9 protein-coding genes are annotated in these 17818 nt (G+C 39.2%); 1 reads left to right on the top strand and 8 read right to left on the bottom strand.

Features of this window, described 5'->3' with window-relative positions; genetic code table 11:
• Positions 1-120: 120 nt before the first annotated feature.
• The 8 genes from DW862_RS13995 to DW862_RS13960 all read right to left on the bottom strand — a co-directional run bounded on the left by DW862_RS13995 (position 121) and on the right by DW862_RS13960 (position 15237).
• A complete protein-coding gene (locus DW862_RS13995) occupies positions 121-1539 on the bottom strand; it encodes a glycoside hydrolase family 28 protein (RefSeq protein ID WP_008024188.1) in 1419 nt (472 codons plus the stop codon).
• A gap of 135 nt (positions 1540-1674) precedes the next feature.
• Positions 1675-3360 (bottom strand): arylsulfatase, encoded by a 1686-nt coding sequence (locus DW862_RS13990; RefSeq protein WP_004322425.1) that lies wholly within the window; start codon positions 3358-3360, stop codon positions 1675-1677.
• A gap of 37 nt (positions 3361-3397) precedes the next feature.
• Complete coding sequence (locus DW862_RS13985; RefSeq protein WP_117811486.1) at positions 3398-4750, bottom strand: sulfatase; 1353 nt, start codon at positions 4748-4750, stop codon at positions 3398-3400.
• Positions 4751-4970: 220 nt separating this feature from the next.
• Positions 4971-5990 (bottom strand): DUF4973 domain-containing protein, encoded by a 1020-nt coding sequence (locus tag DW862_RS13980; protein WP_008024185.1) that lies wholly within the window; start codon positions 5988-5990, stop codon positions 4971-4973.
• Positions 5991-6010: 20 nt separating this feature from the next.
• The gene (locus DW862_RS13975; RefSeq protein ID WP_120068852.1) at positions 6011-8059 is read right to left on the bottom strand and encodes a RagB/SusD family nutrient uptake outer membrane protein; all 2049 of its coding nucleotides are present in this window, start codon (positions 8057-8059) and stop codon (positions 6011-6013) included.
• 15 nt (positions 8060-8074) lie between these two features.
• Positions 8075-11179, bottom strand: a complete 3105-nt coding sequence (locus DW862_RS13970) for a TonB-dependent receptor (RefSeq protein WP_074638155.1) — start codon at positions 11177-11179, stop codon at positions 8075-8077.
• A gap of 12 nt (positions 11180-11191) precedes the next feature.
• Entirely contained in the window at positions 11192-12697 is a 1506-nt protein-coding gene (locus tag DW862_RS13965; protein WP_008024180.1) for an IPT/TIG domain-containing protein, read from the bottom strand.
• Positions 12698-12714: 17 nt separating this feature from the next.
• Complete coding sequence (locus DW862_RS13960; protein WP_120068848.1) at positions 12715-15237, bottom strand: glutaminase family protein; 2523 nt, start codon at positions 15235-15237, stop codon at positions 12715-12717.
• Positions 15238-15772: 535 nt separating this feature from the next.
• Between DW862_RS13960 and DW862_RS13955 the strand changes: the two genes are divergently transcribed.
• Positions 15773-17056, top strand: a complete 1284-nt coding sequence (locus tag DW862_RS13955) for a site-specific integrase (protein ID WP_117685409.1) — start codon at positions 15773-15775, stop codon at positions 17054-17056.
• Positions 17057-17818: the final 762 nt, after the last annotated feature.

The following is a 17818-nucleotide window of genomic DNA, read 5'->3' as shown; positions in this document are numbered from 1 at the left end:
AGTAATTTTTACTTTCAAAAAGGCAACTAGCTCATTGCGAGTCAGTTGCCTTATATATTTTTTTAATTCAAAGAATATCCCATTACAAGTATGTTTGGCACTTAATAATGACAGTATATCTTATAAAACACGAAGTTTCTTAATCTTTTTCGCTTCTGGTTTTTCCGGTAATTTTTCACCATTTACTCTCACATTCTCGAAAATAATATTCTCACCATGCTCCAAGCGATAGTCCGACACAGCCTTATCTACGGTGATATTCTTCAACGTAATGTTTCTTATAGGTAGTTCCGGGAATCCAGCCATGGATATAGCACACTCATTCGTTTGCCCACAAGTTACGTTTTCGACCGTAATCTTGTTGAACAAGGTAGGATGAAATCCCGATCGCTCTCCCTTATAATTCGGTTCTACGCGAACCAAAGCTGTGCGCACCGAGTCAGCCTGTATGTTGCGAACATAAATATTTTCGATATATCCCCCTCTGTCAAGATTCGATTTGAAATAGATGGCATTCGATGATTTAAGGATACTAATATTTTCTATAAATACATTACGTACACCTCCCGATATTTCGCTTCCGATACATACCCCGTTTATTTTTGACCAAAAGGTGCAATTGCGAATGACGACATTTTCAGTAGGCTGTCCAATACGCCAAGCATCATTATCCCGTCCCGACTTAATAGCAATAGCATCATCGCCCGTGGAGAAAGTACAACCTTCAATCAAAACGTTGCTGCATGATTCAGGATCACAACCATCGTTATTCCGATTATGACTGTCAACCGTTACATCACGAACAATAACATTATTGCAAAATATCGGATGGATCACCCAGAACGGTGAATCTTTGATTGTGATACCTTCAATACGCACATTTACACAACCATACGGTTCGATAAACCCTGGACGTAATCTGAAACCCTCTCCAAATATACGCCTGTAAATAGGCAGGTTTTCACGTCCCATTCGTCTTAGTATTTCCTTGTCTATATTCTGATTATCAGCCCAGGCAGAAAATTTCTTGGAACCATTGCCATTTATCGTGCCTTTTCCAGTCAAAGCGATATTCTGTACATGATAAGCGTAAATCAGCGGAGAATAATTAAACAATTCCGTACCTTCCCATCGTGTAATTACCGCGGGCAAATAATCTTCCTGGTTACTACTAAAATTCAATATAGCACCATCTTCCAAATGGATATTGACATTACTCTTAAATACCAGCGGTCCATTCATATAATAAGTTCCTGCAGGTACAATTATTCTACCGCCGCCTTGATCACTACATTGTGTTATAGCCTTATCAAAAGCACCTTTGCAAGGCATTCTCCCATCTGCTACAGCACCAAAATCAGCAATGTTGTATGTCTTATCAGGAAAAGTCACCGGATTAAGTTCTGCTACTATTTTGTCCGCTATATCCCAAGGTGAACTTTTTGCTGCAAGATTTGCTGTATTTGTCACTATTAAAATAAACACTATTAAGAAACTCTTCTGCATCTGCATATCCAAATTATTATATGGAACTTTCATTTGTACTTATTTTTATTCCCAAAAGAATAAGATCTTTAGATATATCAATGAGGATGAATGATTCTTAATCAAGAACAACCTCATCCCCATTATTCATTCAATGTTCTATTCATTCCGTTTTAAATGGAATGACAGTTATTTCTTTTTCTGTCCCGGGTAAGGTTCTACCATGCAACGCTTAGCCCATGCTTCGTAGGCTTTTGACATTTCTGCCACTTTCTCCGGATATTTAGCAGCCAAATCGTGTTGCTCGCTCCGGTCTTCATTCAGATTGTACAATTCCCATTGAGAGTTATTTTTCGGGCGAACCAATTTCCAGCCATCATTGGAAAGGAAAGCACGTTCGTTGAAGTGTTCAAAGCCCAGATAGTCGTGTCCCTTGCGATGTCCGGTTTTGAAGATAGGAAGTAAGCTCTTTCCTTCCATTGGAAGAATATCATGTCCTTTATAGGTAGTTGGATATTCAGCATCCGCTAAATCGACACAAGTAGCCATGATGTCCATCACGTGCCCTATTTCAGATGTCATGCCACCCACGTTCTTTTTAATTCCTTTCGGCCAGTGAGCAATCATCGGAGTACAAATACCTCCCTCATAAGATTTAGCTTTCCAAAAGCGGAATGGAGTATTCGCTACATTAGACCAACGGGCTCCCAATGAAGCGTATGTAGTCTGTGGTCCAGGCAATACTTGTTTATTACGCGGGTAAATGATTTTCTTTCCATCACGAGTCATATCCGGACGGTCGTTCTCTCCACCAGACATGTTCTGGCAGTCTTCGTTACTGCAACCATTATCAGACAAGAAAAGAATCAGTGTATTATCAAGCTGTCCGGTCTTTTTCAAAGCCTCGATAATTTGTCCAATACCCTGATCTACACGGTCGATCATTGCAGCGTGAACGGCCATCGCACGGGCATCCCATTCTGCATGTGGATTGTCTTCCCATTTGTCATGAAACTGACGTTCGGACAAAAAGTTATCCATTCCCGGGAAAATACCCAACTGCTTCTGACGTTCGTAGCGGGCATTACGGATAGCTTCCCAACCTACTTTATAAGTATCCTTATATTTCTCAATATCTTCAGGAAGTGCATGCAGCGGCCAATGCGGTGCAGTATAAGCCAAGTACATAAAAAATGGTTTGTCATCCTTTGCATATTCTTCCACTTCCTGCACAGCGCGGTCAGAAAGAGCTTGGGTTATATAATATCCTTTGGGTACTTCCTTTATAGGCACTTCACCTTCTACCAGACTGAACGGATCAAAGTAATCCACCACTCCATAAATTACTCCATAGTGAGAATCAAACCCACGATTGACGGGATAATGACATAAATCAGAGAATGTATCATGGAAGACACGGTGTGCCAACCATTCGCGTTGGTCTTTACGGAGTGGAGTCTCTGCAACATGCCATTTTCCAACCATACTGGTGGTATATCCTGCTTCTTTCAACACCTCGGCAATGGTAACGGCATTGCGTGAGAGTGTTCCGCGATAGCCCGGCAAGTGAGCATCAAAGGTCATTCGTCCGATTCCGGCTTGGTGCTGGTAAAGTCCCGTCAACAGGGAAGCACGAGTCGGGCAACTACGACTTGCATTATAGAAATGATTAAAGCGTACTCCTTCTTGTGCCAGTTTATCCAAATTAGGAGTATGAATCTCGCTACCATAGCATCCCAGATCGGAATAGCCAAGGTCATCTGCAAGAATTACCAAGATATTAGGACGTTTGTCCGATTTCTTGCCTTTCGCCTCTGCTGCAGAATGGCCAGCAACCATCAAGGCGGTCGGTAATAGTAATAATTTAGAATTCATAAGTTTAATATTGGTTTATAATTTGTTTTTCACTGTATTACTCTTTTCCTTTGTCTTTGTTTTCCTCAAACCATTTACATACTTTTTTGCTCAACTTAGCTACGACTTCCGGATGCGACTGCGCCACATCGTTCTTCTCGAATTTGTCTTTTTCAATATCGTACAGCTGTGCATCGCTTCCATCGCTATTTATCAATAGCTTCCAGTTGCCACTGCGTATAGCCAGATGAGGACTTCTGTCGTTTGCATTTCCCGGTTTCTTAAAGAATTGGTTTCTACCGAAATCCCACATCAAATCCGTTTTACGTTTAGCTTTCGATTTGCCCAAAAGAACTTTATCATAATTTTGTCCGTCTCCCTGATAACCTTTCTCTGTTTCAATTCCGGCTATCGCACATAAAGAGGGATATAAATCGACTGCACACAGTACGCTCTCATTATTCACTTGTCCAGCCTTTATTTTCTTGGGGTATTTTATAAGGAACGGCATACGAATTCCACCTTCATAAAGGCTGTTCTTCGTTCCTCTTAAATAGGCAGCACGAGCGGATTGGAAACTGGGTGCCGGTCCGTTGTCACTAGTGAAAATCACGATTGTATTTTCCGACAATCCCAACTCATCCAATGCTTTGATAAAACGTCCGATCTGTTTGTCCATTTCAGCAAGAACAGGGATGAAGGCTTCTTCCGTATTCCAGCTTTTATTATCCTTTTGCTTAAATTCCGGTACCCAAGGGGTATGCATATCATCCGGCCAGAGATTCAAAAAGAAAGGCTGGTCTTTATGACGTTTGACAAAGTCGATGCTCTTATTTACAAAGTACTCGGTACGTCTCCAGCGTTTTACACTGTCTTTGGCCGACCATATCCAGTTCGTAGCAGTGATTGCCGGTTCCGGGTCCGGACTTTCATACGTCGATATATATTCGTCAAAACCATAATTTTTAATAGAAGGTGCATTGTGTACGTCGCGCCCGCCTCCCATGTGCCATTTACCTATGTGTCCGGTGGCATAACCTGCACTTTGGAAAGCACGTGCCATGGAAGGATTCTTGTCACTCAAAAAGTTACGCTGTTCACAATTCTTGTTGCTGGCTTTATTATTTAAAAAGGTATTAATTCCTACTTCAATCGGGAATTTGCCTGTTGTCAATCCGCAACGTGAAGGTGAGCTGACCGGTGCGGATGAATAATACTGATTGAATAACAATCCGTCCTGCGCTATCTTATCAATATTCGGAGTAGAAACAAACTTACCTCCATAACAACCGATATCTCCGATTCCCATATCATCTACATAGATGACGACCACATTGGGTTTTGTCTCTGCCTGCATACTGGCCACGGGTAATAAAGCTCCCAACCAAGGCAAATGTTTTTTGATGTTCATAATTATTCTGATTTAATTAACTATGCTTTTTGTCGGTTTCGTGTGACTGACTTATGTAGCAAAAGTAGAGAAGTTTTTTAAGAGAAAGGGAAAAATACAAATCAATAAAGGAAAAAAACAGGTAAACAGAGATGAGGAACAGCTAATCTAACCCCATATATAAACAAAATAGGGAAGACACTATTCCTAATATCTTCCCTACCTCTACTCATTTATAAGATTACCATTCAATCTGTTGATCTTCATCCGGAATCTGCGTATTGATATTCCGTTGAAGCGTCATGCTTCCTTCTACTCTATACTTGATAGGAATAACTTCCGTACCACTTCCACCATAGGTAAAATCTTGAAAATCGTATTCAAACATAATTTGAACATAACGGCGTTCCAAGTAAGGACGGGTAGCGTCCATAATCGATGTACTACTGTAGATAGGTGTTCCTATCAGTTTGAATTCCATCTCGTTTGTTGGATCGTCCGGCTCCATATCCAATGTTCCATCCTCTTTAAAATGTACATTAATTTTATACTTCTTACGTATGTCTTTATCCATATCCTCATTAATCAGGCCTGCATAAAAGAATACGGAATTGTTATCTATCACATATCCTGTACGCTTGTTCGTCGTTCTCGCGTTGTTGTCAGGCTTGCCATTTATATAGGTGTACACTTTCATGGAAGAAGCCGTGTACGAACCGGAATAATCGTTAAAAGGAACCACTTTCAACAAAGCTTTTGCATAGTTCTTACGCGGATGACTCTGATAATCAGAGGCTCCATCATCAACAATGGTCAATGGTAAAACCCATTTCTCCAACATATCAATACCTTGTAAACTAAAATCTATATTCAATTGCTCTACACACGAACCGGCAGGAATATGTACTGTTTCGGGGAATTCGTATTTATCTTCCTCCATTTCCGTATACCACAATTCCGGACGATAAAGACTAAAACGCTCAATATTCAGTGTTTCCAGCGTATCCTTATCCACTGCTATACGTATATCTCTATCTTGTCCATTCACTGTAGAGCCACTGACAATGATAGGTAGCTGATAAGTCACCTTTCCATTGTCCTTATATCTTACATAAATGGTAGTAACACCATCACCTCCTGAAGCAATAGGCGCTTTGAAAGACACATATTGTTCATACTGTTCATCTTCCCACTCATTATTGCAAGCGGTTCCCAAGACGATGACAGCCAATAAACTTAAGCATATATATATTTTTTTCATATCATATTCTTATTAGGAGATTAATCATTGTACGTCCATCCCGGATTCTGCGTCAACCGTTTATTACGTTTCAACTCATCATGGCTGATAGGCCAGAAATAGAGTTTACGCGAGAAAGCAGTAGGTAAGTCTGCAATTTCAATCGGAGTATAAAATTGTTCTCTCTGCTCCTCTGTGTCCGACATATAGAAATTACATCCGTAATTTTTCTTGGACTCTTCCACTTCTGCATCTTTCCATCTACGTAAATCAAAATAGCGCTGCCCCTCGGCCATAAGTTCAATCTGACGTTCACGTTTCAATTTCTTACGGAATACATCCCGGTCTTGGTATTCTACCATTGTATAATCAGGCACACCTGCACGGCGACGTACTTGTCTGATACCTTTTTTCATTTCATTAATATCACGGCTGACAGAATAAGTAGTAGATCCATCCCATGACGAAATGTCGTATGAAGAGCCGTCTTCCAATTCATTCAGTGCTTCAGCATAAATCAACAGGATTTCGGCAAAACGAATAGCAGGCTCCGCTTTCGCTTTGATTTCCTTACGATTCGTATCATCCGGATGCACATATTTCATGATACCAATCCCGGATCGTAAATAGACACCAGTACCGGAGAAACCGTCCGTATTGATACCGTAATAATAGTTAACTTGTTTCTCAACGTCATTTTTATAATCAACTGTCTCTGCATTTTTTAGTAAAGGCCACACGCAACCATTGAACGAAACGGAAGCATAGAAACGCGGTTCACGCCATGCATACTCTTTCCACACCCCCTTCTTTAAATGAGGATATGTTCCTGCTTCTCCTTCCTTTTTAGTCACAAAACGATTTCCAACCTGACAGGTATCCAAAAAGGTTTGGCGGTTAAACTCCGAGCCATCATACATATAGTAAGCATCACACATCTTTATTGTCATACCATAAGCATTGCTTCCATTACCTAATGTTCTCGGCATTTGAAGTTTCACCATTTCAACCAAACTGTTCCCCCCTTGGTTACGTCCACGGCTGAAAATCAGCTCCGGATTCTGATACATCGCTAACGCACCGTTGAAAACCGACCGGTAAGATTCGTAAGGATATATATCACTATAACCACCTTCATTCCATGTTTTTGTCGAGAAATCACCATCCTGATAAGGAGCAATGGTAGCAGGATATCCAGGTTCGGCAATGTCAGTAGCCTTCTTATGATAAAGCTCATAACGACGTCCGTTATTTTCCCCGGGAAGTTCCATTACATCTCTGGCCGCAGCTGCTGCCTTTGCCCACTTATATTCATTATATTCTTGAGACATCAGACAATTTCCATCATAGTCTACCATATCCGAAAACTTATCTGCCTCCCCCGGACGTGGGTTATTAATAGGGCTTGCCGAATACAACAACGCTCTGGCACGAGCCGCCAATGCCGCTCCGCGTGTAGGACGCGCGCCCTGATTAAGAGCTCGGTTCAGAGGCAAATCTTTGGCAGCCAAGAGCATCTCCGATTCGATATACTCTACGCATTCATCATACGAACTACGTTGGATGGCCAAATCATCATAACTGGCAGTATAATCCAGTCCTTCATCAGGTAACAAAGGCACAGGACCATATTTACGCAACAATAACCAATAATAGTAAGCACGCACAAAACGTGCCTGCGCCTTCAGATCGGCCCTCTCCTCTTCGGTAAATTTCGTGTTCATATCAATATGCTGGATAAAGATAGATGCTTGACGAATACCTTTATAACTTTCACTCCACGAATGCCGATAGCTTTCATCGTAAGTACCAGTCTTGAACTCCTTATACACAGCAAGACTATTACCTCCAAAATAGATATCATCGGCAAAATTAGTGATGGTATTCAACATCATAGATACTTCCAAATTGTAACCATTTAAAAAGGAGTAAGCATGCGCCAACCATTCTTCTGTATTTTCTTTATCAGTAAATACATCCTCCAAAGAACGACGGTCTTTAAAATATTTATCAGAGTCGAGTTTATCCGCACAAGCAACAATAATCGCACTCAACGCAATACCAATACACAGTTTATATATCTTTCTCATTTTTCATGTATTTAATTAGATATTCACAGTCAATCCCAAAGTAAATGTCTTGGCAAGTGGATACTTCTCTCCATTAGTACTTCCCATTTCCGGATCCCATTCTTTAAATTTAGCAAACGTCAAGAGGTTTGTACCGATAAAAAATACGCGTATTTTATTAAACCGTATTTTGTTCACGATTGATTTAGGCAATGTATAACCTACCTCCAATGTCTTCAAACGTAAATAAGAGCCATCTCTGAGCCAGAAAGTAGAAGCTCTATAGTTATTATCGTTCCCTCCATAACTAAGCCGAGGATACGAAGCATTTGGATTCTCATTAGCAGGAATGCCCAATGTAGCTGCCGTCTCCGCATCAACATAGCGGTTTTTCACCAAATTTGTCAGAACATTTCCCCATTGACTGCCACTAAAAGCGTATACTGTAGGACCATTAATGAAAAACGAAGACTTGCCTGCCCCTTGGAAGTGTGCATTGAAATCGAACCCTTTCCATTGTGCAGAGACACCAAATCCATAAATTAAATTTGGTTTGGTTGTCGCACCAATAGCCACTTTGTCTCCGTCATTAACAACGCCATCTCCATTGACATCTTTATATTTGATGTCACCCGGTTGTACTTTTCCCCATGCTGTCTGCTGAGGACTATTGCGTATATCATCGTAATCTTTGAACAGTCCCAAAGCAATTAGTCCCTTTGCCTGATTCACCCGGTAACCTGCCTCCTTTTGATAAGGGTAAACCGCATTCATTTCATCTTTCTCCAAAATTTCGTTTTTGCTGTAAGTGAAATTACCGCGAACAGTCAGATTAACCTTTCCTATCTTCTGTTTGTAAGCAAAGTTACCGTCAAAGCCTTTCGACAGAACACTTCCTACATTAGCTTTCGGATTACTATTCACGCCCACAATACCAGGTAAATATTGACGTTCCATATAGATTCCGTCGCGCTGTTCATGGAAATAATCTACAGTAGCTGTTAACTTATCATTAAATAGAGAAAGGTCCACACCGGCATCGTGCTTGGTTGCAATTTCCCAAGTAACATTGTTGGAGGCTAATTGCGTATAGTGCATTCCTGTATAGACATTGTCCGGAGAGCCATAATCACTCCAAGTCCAGCCATTTCCATCATCTTTGATAGTATATAAATAGGGGAAACGATGTACAGTATCGCCTATTTTAAGTTTATCACTACCAACCTTACCATATGAATAACGCAACTTAAACATATTCATCCATTTCAGATGTTTTTTTATCAATTTCTCTTCCGCTATGTTCCAAGCCAAAGAAAAGGCCGGGAAAAAGCCAAAGCGATGTCCGTCTGCAAAATTCTCCGAACCGTTGTAGCCGAAATTGAAATCTACGAAATAACGATAGTTCCAGTTGTAGTTGACACGTCCCGCCAATCCCATGTGTCGTTTGGCAACACCATTTTTTACATCTGTACCAATATCAACTGTAGTCCGGTAAGCGTCCTGAGTATATTTCAATATTGCACCCACATGATGTGCTTTGAACGCCCGATTATATTGTAAAAATGCTTCTAAGAATTCACGACGCTCACCACTCGAAGAACTAGTCTGTTCCATAGGTTTCTCAGCATTTTGTTGCTTAAAAACCAGATTCCCGTCATCATCACGGTCCCTTTGAGCACGCCAAGTTTCCGGCATTCTGATGCGGTTTATTTCGCTCTGGTTACTCGTATCAAACCCGAAACGTCCCTCAAAACGTAGACCTTTCGTGATGAAATCCAACTTTTGCTCCAAAGAAATATTGGTTTGAATTTTATTGTTCCAGATTTCCTTATAACCACTCTGTGTAGCAAGCACCCAAGGATTATTGCGATTATCGTCCGTTCCGTGTGAGGGAATATAACCGTTAGAGTACATGACGGGAATACTGATCGGGCTCTGTCCCATTAAGGAAGTCCATACGTTAGCACCTTGTCCCGGTGCATTACGTTTTTTCAAAGAACCAGATACTCCCACTTTAACAAGTGTACTTTTAGTAATGTCTATATCTGTATTCAGACGATAGTTCCAACGCTGGCTACTGGGATTGGTATTATAATCCTTGCGCATAGCCTCATCCGTCTTATACATACCTTCCTCATTAATATAACTGAGAGATACGAAGTAACGTGCCGTGCTACCACCACCACTCATATTCAGATTGGCACGATAAGTCATGGCTCCATCCTTCATCAGCACATCCATCCAGTCCACATTCGGATACAAATCCTGATCAAGCCCCAATCGCAAGATTTCCATTTCATCATCCTGATACATTCTCTCCTGATTACGCGTAATCCGCGCTTCATTCATCAGCATAGCATAACTATAGCCATCCGCAAATTCGGGTGTGATGGTGCGCGAATTATAAGAACTTTCCACCTTAGCATTGATTTTGATCTTACCTTCCTTACCACGTTTAGTAGTAATCAAAACCACACCATTTGCACCGCGAGAACCGTAAATTGCTGTGGTAGAAGCATCTTTCAATACAGTAAAAGACTCAATATCTTCAATGTTAATTTCATCCAAATCACGTTCAAAACCATCAACCAGCACCAATGCAGCACTATTGGCACCAAAAGTGGAGATACCTCGAATCCAGAATTCAGAAGTGTTCACACCCGGTTGTCCGGAAGTCTGCATAGCAAGCACACCCGACACATTTCCCGCCAGTGCGTTAGAAAGATTGGCTGTAGGGTTAGATTTCAAAACCTCGACATCTACATTCGTCACGGCACCAGTCACGGTCAACTTTTTCTGTGCACCAGTTCCCGTGATTACAACCTCATCGATTTCCTTAGCTTCCGATTCTTTCATTGATATATTAACCAGATTCTGACGTTTCACCAATACCTCTTGCGTATCGAAACCAATATACGAGAATACCAAACGAGAAAATTCCTCAGTTTTAATCTTGTAGCGTCCGTTGATATCTGTTATTGCACCTAAACCCGGTTTGTCCTTCACTGTCACATTAACACCTACCAATGGTTCTTTATTCATGTCTGTCACGACTCCTGTCACCTCAATCGTTTTTTCTTGTGCAAAGAGAGAAACTGAGACTAACAACAAACAAATCGTAATAAATTCTTTTATTCTCATGCGTTCTTCTTTTTATTGATTTCCTTGGTTCTGATTATCATCGGATGCTTCTATGCTTAAATCGTCAGAGGCTTGTTCCCTAGCAATCTTCCGAATCTTATGATTTCCCCAATCACCTACATAGAAAGTCTTTGTAGCCTCATCGTAGGCTAAAGCTGTCGGTTGATTAAAACGTGCTCTTTCACGCACCTCCCCATTTTGCTTACCCCATTTATAACTGGTTGAGGAAGCGGAACCACGTCCGGCAAATGTAGAAACCACTCCATCCGGAGTCAACACTCGGATACAATGATTCTCTCTATCTGCAAAATAAAAGTCATACCAATCAGCTTTATTGGCAGCCTTGTACTCCTCATTAAGAACAAAAACACCTTGACCGGGCCTATTGATACGTGCATTGATACCAACAAGATCTTTATAATCCGCCTGACCGGATTGTCCACACACAATGTACGGCGTCACTAATTTTTTTGTTTCATCATCATAATTGGAGCGAAGTATATAATGCGATTCATGCATTATGATATACACATATTTACCTGTTGGATGAGGAACCATACTAAAGTCAACGGTTTGGTTAGGTACGCTAAATGCCAAAAGATCATCCAGCCCTTCTCCTTTAGGAACTTCCGGATTGTTATTATAACCGTTCTCTTCAAAATTATATCTGTACACTTTACCCTCTGCACGATAATTGAAGTAAAGTTCTCCCGTTTGCGGAAGGACCATAGAGCCATTGCAAGCATTACCACGCGTCAAAGCTACCCAACTAGACTCTTTGAAATCTAGTCCGTCCACACTACTTCCACGCTTTAAGATAATGTTGTTTCTATTCTTAGAATTACCAGTCTGAGGAGTAGCCAATACCATATCACCATCATTAGTCCATGTAATAGTAGTTGCACGTTTAATGTCATTCAATTTTTTAGAGTAGATCATTTTCTTTTCCAAATCCAGTATCCTTAAAGGTCTTTCATTATCATTTTGAGACAAGTATAGGATATTAGTATGTTGAGGATCGAAAGAAAACCAAAAAGGATAATCAATCTTTCCGCAATTATCAAACGGTCCAGTCTCTACAATATCGCCCTGACCCAATTCATCTACATCACCACATAAGTCTGTCACCACCAATTGTGGTTCATACTGGTATTTTTCAGGCAATATCACAACTTGCTCACCAACTTTCACTTCTACAGTTCCTTCAAAACAACTCTCCGGTGTAGAACAATAAATGCTAGTACCTTTAGCACTGATAACAATCGCATCCTTTCCACCTACCTTAACGGAAACAAGAGAAGGATCTGTGCCAAAATTACTGCCATAGATAATCATCTTTTTCTTTCCACCTCCCGACTTGGGTGTGAAATCAGTTACCTCTACTGGCTGATTCGGATCATAAGGTGCTGATGTCTCGTCTTTGCTATCTTTGCAGCCAGTAAAACAGACTGCAAAAACGAATGCCAACATCATACACTGTAACCCTATGCTCCCATGTTTCATAGTTTTACATTTCATAATACACTAGATTTAAATTATTGATTATTCTGAACTTTATCCATTAATACCTTCATCCAGTATCCTCCAATCACCGAACGAGCTCTAAAGCCAACCCATCGTCCGCTGTCTGTATGGTGCCAGTCACTGATAGGTACACGAGAGACTGTTTCATTGATATATTTATAGACAGGATCAGAGAATTTCTGGAAAGTTTCCTTATCTGATGACATAGCTGCTGTCCACATGATCCAGTCGGATTTTGTGTATTCTTTACGAGAGTCCAGAGGAAGCCCGTAAGGATTCTGCTTGGTCAAGTAATAGTTTATTTCTTTTCCGATTACATTATTAGGAAATAAATTCAGATTCCACAACTTATCCCAAACCATATTGTATTTTTGGCTCCAAGTATCTTTACGGTCAAAAGCCAGGCGATAATGACTACCTTCATTTGCCATTTCTTCCCATTTCACCGCCATTTTCTTGGCTATAGCCGCATATTTGTCTGCTACATCATTTAATCCGAGCATCCGAGCCATTTCGCTGTATCCGGCCACTCCCATGATGGCTTTCACTGAAAGATTGGCATTATGAGCCCAATGTCCGGCGAAGTCATCCGTGCAAAGTTGGTTTTCCGGGTCCTGTCCATACTCTACTAAATAATTAGTCCATGTCGTTAGAATGTCCCAATATTTCTTAGCATAATCTGCATTACCTTCAATTTTCGAAATAGCTGCAGTTAGAATCACCATATTACCACTTTCTTCAATCGGCATGTCACCACCATAAACTTGTCCATTAGCTATTGGATAAGTGCCAAGGTCATGTGCTGCGAAAGGTTTATCCCAGCGACCGCTAGCACTATATTCAAAGATACTAGTCATCATTGCCTTTTGTAAATCAGGATTATAGACCAAAAACAGGGGAGCAGACGGATAGGTCAGGTCGACTGTATTGATACAACCATTACTGTTATTCTCTTTAGAGAACCACATCAGATTGCCCTCTTTGTCTGTAAATAGTTTGTGAGCAGAAATAACTTGACGATAGGCTGCAGAGCATATTTCTGCATATTTTTTACCACCTGCTTTTTCTGCATCGCTATAAATAAGCTCATCAAGTGCACGACAACGCTCCATGATGGATTGATAGTTGTCTCTTAGTTTTTCGAAAGCATCAAAAATCGTTACTTTACCATCATGCTTCCAATATCCCATACGTTTCTCATACATATATTCAATGGAATAAATGTCATCATAACCGATCATCAAGAAACCATCTTTACCATCTTTGGTAACAGTTCCAAAATTATGTACATAAGCCATTGCAGGAGTATTTTCTTCCCGACGAGTAATCCATTTGGTCTTACTTGAAGCTAAAGTCCCATTTTTAACAAAAGCTTCCTTCATTCCGCTATAGTCACCCAAACTTATAGATTTTCCTGCTCCATTTACACTACCAAGATATACATATCCCCAGTCAGCACAAATCAAATCACCTTTACGATCACATATCGGCTGGTTGATGGTGCCAGCTTCTACATAACTAATACCATTTTTCGATAATGTACGTGCAATAGTAGGCTGAGTAGTCTCATTCACTGCTAATACCGGAGTCGTTTCTATATAGAATTGTACATCATGCTCTTTTTTATCAAGAGGACGCACGCGATAGGAGATGTAGTTAATCGGAGTTGACAACAAATCCAAGTCATCTATCAATTGAGGCGCTGTAAATACAACATCTAATTCGACAGGTCCGCAGGTGAATGTATAGTAACTGGAAGTGGCTAGTACATCTACCGATTTCTGTACAGCCTCATTTTCAAATGTTACTGCATTTTTCTTTTCACGATATAAACCAAAATCCACATAAGATCCTCCAGTTGTGTTATGACAATGCGCTGCAATCACATTTTTGCCATTACGAAGTTTTTTCTTGGCTTCATCTGAAAGTTTTAGGTTTACATTATTCTTCCATACGAGATCTGTAGCAACCAGTTTTTCTCCATTTAAATATAATTCGAATACATCGTCATGAGAATAAATAAGAAAAATATTCTCTGTTAAATCCAAATCATTTATTTCAAATGTACGGCGGATATAAATATCTGTATTATCTCCTTTCCATTCTGTGCGAACACGTGGCATATCACGGCTACCGAAAGCTGCTTTACCTTTTTTCCAACTACTATCATCAAACTGGAATTCTTGCCATCCATTTGCTGGTTGACTATTAGTATATGCAGCCTCCCAACGTTCCACATTTGTCATGGGAGCAATAGGTATTAGAGCTACTTGATCTTTACCTAGGAAACGATACACTTTACCATCTACGCGTAAAGCCCCTACTAATGGCTTCTTAGCTGTAGTCCAGTGTTCTGTACTTCCTTCCATTAATTTATCATAAGGAGACCAGATAGAGAAGTGAGGATCTGAAACAACGATAGGTACCGATGGAGTACGTAGCGCTATCTCTTTTACTGGTTTAAATAAGTTGCCGGTTTGAGCATTTGCGAATAAACCGACCGAAAAGGCCATTACTGTTAGTAGTTTCTTCATAAATATTTTCTAATTAATCTACAATTTTAAGGTTACCCATCTACAATCTTGTTTACCTATAAAGAAAAACAAACCCTACGTTTTCTTTTATTTCTCTTTTTACCTTCTTACTATTACCTTTTAAATGCAATCTTACCTTTCTTATCGCTATACCTAAATAATATATTAAAATCAGTACTGTCGAATATTTATAAATGCTAGAGGAAAAGTTTATATAGAATTGTGTGTTTCAGGTAGGACCCAGGAGTCATACAAATCCATTTGTTTTTCCATAGCATTTTATTTGCAACACTACAAAATAATGGAATTAATGCTAAATATTAGGAAAATCTGTGTTCAAGAAAGGACAAAATCTATTCTTTTTTCATATTTTGAGTGTTTTTAAAGTGCAAAATAAGTCTCTTACAGTGTGCTTTGAGTAGTTTTTTTCCTTTTTGAGCAATATTTATCCACTTTTATTAAGATAGTACAATGTTTTTGGAGGTTCTAGCTTTTAACGATGAGATATTGCTCATTTCGGATAGCTTTTGTAACTTTGCAATACGAAAGCAATACAGATTTTACTATCGCAAAATATACTCCATATATTAAACCTAGGTACGTCACTCGAGAGGGGACTACTGTCCTTTATGTTCGATATAACTACAATCGAACTAAGCGTACGCTTATCTCTACTGGATACAGTATTAAACCGGAACACTGGGATTCTAAAAAGAGATGGATTAAGCGCGCTTGTCCAAACTATGATGAAATTGATGCCTGCCTGATTAGAATAACATCCAAGCTTGGAGAAATTCTTACATATGCTAAGATAAACGGAATAAGTCCAACCGTAGATTTTGTTTTACTTGAACTAAAAAAGAATAGAGAATATGAGTTACGTCCTAATCGGGTAGATATCTTTGACGCATTAGAAAGATATATTACAGAAAAAGCTCCAGTTGTTTCTGCAGATCAAATAAAGGACTACCGAACACTTCGCAAACATCTGATCGCTTTCAAAGAACATTCATCGCAACCAATTACTTTTCATAACTTGAATCTTATATTTTATAATGAATTCATGGACTATTTATTTTATAAGGTTATAAAGCCCGATGGGAGTGTTGGCTTGCTCACTAATTCTGCAGGAAAAATTATACGTTTGTTAAAGGGATTTGTTAATTATCAAATAGATAAAGGAGTTATTCCTCCAATTGACTTGAAGCATTTTAAGGTCGTAGAAGAAGAAACTGATGCTATTTATTTAAGTGAAAAGGAACTTTCAACAATACACGAGTTAGACTTGTCAGATGATAAGCAATTGGAAGAGATTAGAGATGTTTTTATTACTGGGTGTTTTACAGGACTACGATATAGTGATCTCTCAACATTAAGTCCCGAACATATTGACTTAGATAATGAGATTATAAATCTCAAACAGAGAAAAGTGCATAAAGCTGTCATAATTCCTATGATCGATTATGTACCGGAAATACTCAAGAAGTACAACTATGATTTACCTAAAATTCCTAGATATATATTCAACGAAAGGGTTAAAGAATTAGGGCGAAGGGCAAAACTAAAACAGAAGATCGAAGTTGTTCGCAAGAAAGGGAAAGAACGGGAAAAGAGAGTCTATGAAAAATGGGAGATGATCTCTTCTCATACTTGCCGACGATCGTTTTGCACAAATATGTACTTATCCGGCTTTCCTGCCGGAGAACTTATGCGCATATCCGGGCATAAGAGTCCATCTGCATTTATGAGATATATAAAGGTTGATAATCTACAGGCTGCAAAAAGACTAAAAGAACTTCGAGCTAAACTTGCCAGGTAAAGATTGAAATATTTCATCTTAGTTATTTCAAATTATGTTCTATTTTTCATATATGCAGAAGAATTAAGATTCTATTGAATTGCTAAATAGAAAAAAGAAAGTCACATTTACATTATATATATTCCTTTTATTGAATATATATAGCATAATTCTTTATAAACATGTATTTTTTCCTACTATCGAAAACAAGTTTTGATATAATGAAACATGTCGTTGGTTTAAAAGGAACATCTCCTACCTTTAAAAGAAACTACTTATTGGTTTAAAATAAACCACACTATGGACTCCTGAATGGAGTTCTAACATCTACTTTCCTTATTACCTTAAGCTATCACACAATAACATTTCTCTGCAAAATAGCATAAAAAGATAGATAAATCATTCCAGAAAGCTTTATTTACGTCGAATTCATTCAACAAGAGTAATTATTCAATCTATTTGATTTTTAATATCTTAAAATGCTGCTAGTTTTTATGTCATAAAAGAAATTACATGGATAAATGAAAAGAGAGAGAGGAAAAATATTCATTTTTTCAGATTAGTCCATTTCTCATCTTAGACTACCACTACATTTATCCATTAACTTTTTATTTATTAAAAGTCTGCTCATAAATTAGAATTTTGTACTTCATTTAATAGCCACAACAACACAAAGACAATACAATATGAACATATTCTACTGTATTTCAATCAGTTAACAAACGACAATTTAGTCTGGACAGGACCCGGAAAACCAACTTTGCACGGATGACTTCGCCGGAC

Source organism: Bacteroides sp. AM37-9 (genome assembly GCF_003603455.1).
In the GTDB taxonomy this organism is placed as follows: domain Bacteria; phylum Bacteroidota; class Bacteroidia; order Bacteroidales; family Bacteroidaceae; genus Bacteroides; species Bacteroides xylanisolvens.
The sequence above is the reverse complement of the archived record's forward strand: the minus strand, read 5'-3'. Positions and strand labels throughout refer to the sequence as shown.